The organism is Noviherbaspirillum sp. (assembly GCF_035944575.1).
Lineage (GTDB): Bacteria > Pseudomonadota > Gammaproteobacteria > Burkholderiales > Burkholderiaceae_D > Noviherbaspirillum.
In genome coordinates, this window is record NZ_DASZBA010000266.1 from 1 (window position 1) to 3346 (window position 3346).

Annotated in this window: 1 protein-coding gene; it reads left to right on the plus strand. The window is 60.3% G+C overall.

Features of this window, described 5'->3' with window-relative positions; genetic code table 11:
• Nucleotides 1-310 precede the first annotated feature (310 nt).
• Nucleotides 311-3346: YhdP family protein (locus VGU61_RS22155; protein ID WP_326861487.1), on the plus strand; the 3036-nt coding region annotated here is incomplete at its 3' end.

Below are 3346 nucleotides of genomic sequence, written 5' to 3' on the forward strand. Positions count from 1 at the left end.
CAGCCAGCGCGCATAGAATCGCGAGGCAATATCACTGGTCAGATTGGACTGGATCACGAATGTCGATGGCTAAATTTCAATTTTTTTCACTCCCGAACGAAACGACGGCGTTTCGGGCAAGCTCCTGCGGCAAAATAGCCCACCGTCAAAGCATACAGGCAAGATCCATGCGAACATGTCGTGTTGCCGGCAGCTTCGCTGCGGAAAATCATTTTACGCCGAGTAGCTACATTTGCCTTATTGATTGATGTCCTTAGAACAATCCCAGCCAAACCAATTCATGGCCCGCATCGGCATCTGCTGGAATGCCATGCAACGAGGACATCGTTCCCTGTTTCACGTCATACGGCGCACTGCCGTCATCCTGTTCAAGCTGCTGCTGGCTGCGTATTTCATCTTTTGCATCCTGTTCCTCGCGCTGCGCTATATCGTCCTGCCGAATATCGATAGCTACAAGCCCAACGTGGAACGCATGGCCACCCATGCAATCGGCAGCAAGGTCTCGATCGCCACCATCGAAGCGTCCTGGTCCGGCCTGCGGCCGCAGCTCGCGCTCGGCGATGTCGCCATCCATGACACCTTCGGCAACGAGGCATTGAGGCTGCCGAAAGTTTCCGCAACCTTTTCATGGTTGTCCGTTGCGATCGGCGGGCTCCAGCTCTACAGGCTGGAGATCGACCGTCCGGACATGGACATCCTGCGCGATTCCGAGGGCAATTTGCATGTGGCCGGAATCCCCATCGATACGCGCAAAAGCGGCGATTCCAGGGCAGCCGACTGGGTGCTGTCACAGCGGGAAATTGTGATCCGGAACGGCCGGTTGCGCTGGATCGACGACAAGCGCATTGCTCCGCCGCTGACGCTGGACGGCGTGACGCTGCTGCTGCGCAATCACTGGCGCTACCACGAGTTTGCGCTGAAGGCAGTGCCGCCCGAAAACGTGGCCTCGCCGATCGATGTGCGGGCCGCATTCGCCCATCCGTATTTTTCGAACCGGATTTCCGATCCGACCCGCTGGACCGGCCAGATGTATGCCGATCTGCAGTATGTGGACCTGGCAGCGTGGAAGCCGTATGTCGATTACCCTGTCGAAATGCAGCGCGGCAACGGCGCGGTGCGCGCATGGCTGACATTCGACCAGGCAAGGATTGCCGACTTTACCGCCGACCTGATGCTCGCCGATGTGTCGACCCGACTGCGCAAGGATCTGGAGCCGTTGAATCTGGCGCGGGTCAATGGGCGTATTTCGGTACAGGAAGCCATCAACCCGAAAGCCAGGGACGGCGTGCCGACCTTCGGCGTCAATGGGCATGCGATCACGCTCACCGACTTTTCGCTGGAAACCGATGAAGGCCTGACCTTGCCGTCGACCACCATCAGCGAGCGCTTTGTCGCCGCACAGGCCAACAAGCCGGAGAGGACTGAAATTTCCGCCAGCCTGCTTGACCTGAAAACGCTGGCCGAACTTGCGGGCCGCCTGCCGCTGCCGGCGGCGCAGCTGCAAATGCTGAACGATTATGCGCCGCGCGGCGTGCTGAAGGATTTCGCGGTGCAATGGGATGGCGCTTATCCAGAAGTGTCCGCCTATCGGGTCAAGGGTGGTTTCGAGGCGCTGTCGATGCAGGCGCAGGAGGCACGGCCGGCCCGCCCGAAAAGCGGCAGGAAGCCGGCGCAGGCGGCAGTTCCCGCCATTCCCGGTTTCGAGAATCTCACCGGTCATGTCGATGCCAGCGAACAGGGTGGCAACTTCAAGCTCGACTCACGGCAGCTGCGCCTCGAACTGCCGGGTTATTTCGCTGAACCGACAATGCTGTTCGATCGCCTCGACATGCGGGCCGGCTGGGCGTTCCAGGACTCCGACCAGCTGTTGCTGGAAGTGGAACGGATGGATTTCGAGCAGGATGGGTTGATTGCGTCGCTGGCCGGCAAGCACCTGATGCCGCTCAATCATCCGCAGGGGAAACCGTCCGGCATGCTCGACGTGTCAGGCACCATATCCGGTCTGCAACTGCAAAAGGTCGGCCAATATCTGCCTCTTCAAACGCCGGATCATCTGCGGTCATGGCTAAGCGGGGCGTTGGCAGGCGGTGTTGCCGATGACCTCAGCCTGAAGATCAGGGGCGACCTGGAACACTTTCCTTTCGTGACCAAAAACGGCGACAAGCCGAAAGGCGAGTTCCACATTTCCGGGCGGCTCGTCGATGGCGTCCTGAACTATGCGCCGGGCATCCTCGCCAAGGACGGCAAGGCGCCGCTGTGGCCGATGCTGGAACAGGTGCGCGGCACCATCGAGTTCGACCGAACCCGCATGGAAATCAACGCCGACAGTGCCCGTACCCATAACGTCGTCATCTCGAAGGCCAAGGCGGTCATTGCGGACCTTGCTTCGCCGGACAGCATGCTAAATATCGACGGTGATGCGGCGGGACCGCTGCAGGAATTCCTGCAGTTCACCCTGGACAGCCCCGTCGCCGGCTGGATCGGCAATTTCACGGAGGAAACCAAGGGCAGCGGCAATGCAAAACTCGCACTTAAGCTGCAGCTGCCGCTTTCCCATATGACGGATGCAAAGGTACGTGGCGTCCTGCAATTCGCGAACAACAATGTCACGCTGCAAAATGACATCCCGCCGCTGTTGAACACCAACGGCAAGCTGGAATTCAATGAAAAAGGTTTCCTCCTGCACGGCGTCCGTGCAAATTTCGTGGGCGGACCGATTGCCGTGTCGGGTGGCACGCAGAGCGACGGCGGCATTGTGGTGAATGCGGAAGGAAGCGTTACCGCGGACGGATTGCGCAAGACCTATCCGACGCCAGCGGTGCAGCGCCTGTCGGAGCGCATCGGTGGCGGCGCGCGTTACAACGCAGCCGTACGCGTCAAAAACAAGCGTCCGGAAATCGTGATCGAATCGAGTCTCGCCGGGCTTTCGCTTGACTTTCCGGCGCCGCTGCGCAAGGCCGGCGCCGACAGCCTTCCCTTGAAATTCGAGCTGATCGGCCGGCCATCGAGCTCGCCGCAATTGCTGCGGGACGAAATCAAACTCTCGCTCGGTTCGGCCATCGCCGTGCGTTACGAACGCGAAAAGACGGTCGACAAAATTGCGCAATGGCGCGTCGTGCGCGGCGGGATCGGCGTCAACCAGCCGGCGCCACAGCCGGACGGCGGCCTGATCGCCAACGTCAGCATGGATCTGCTTGACCTGGATGCATGGCGGGCGACGGTAGCGTCGATTACCGCACCGGGGCCATCAACCGAGGCCGCAGCCCAACCGGACTCGCTGAACCTCATGCAATATATCGAGCCGGAAGTCCTGGCGGCGCGTTCCACGACGCTGATTGTCATGGGC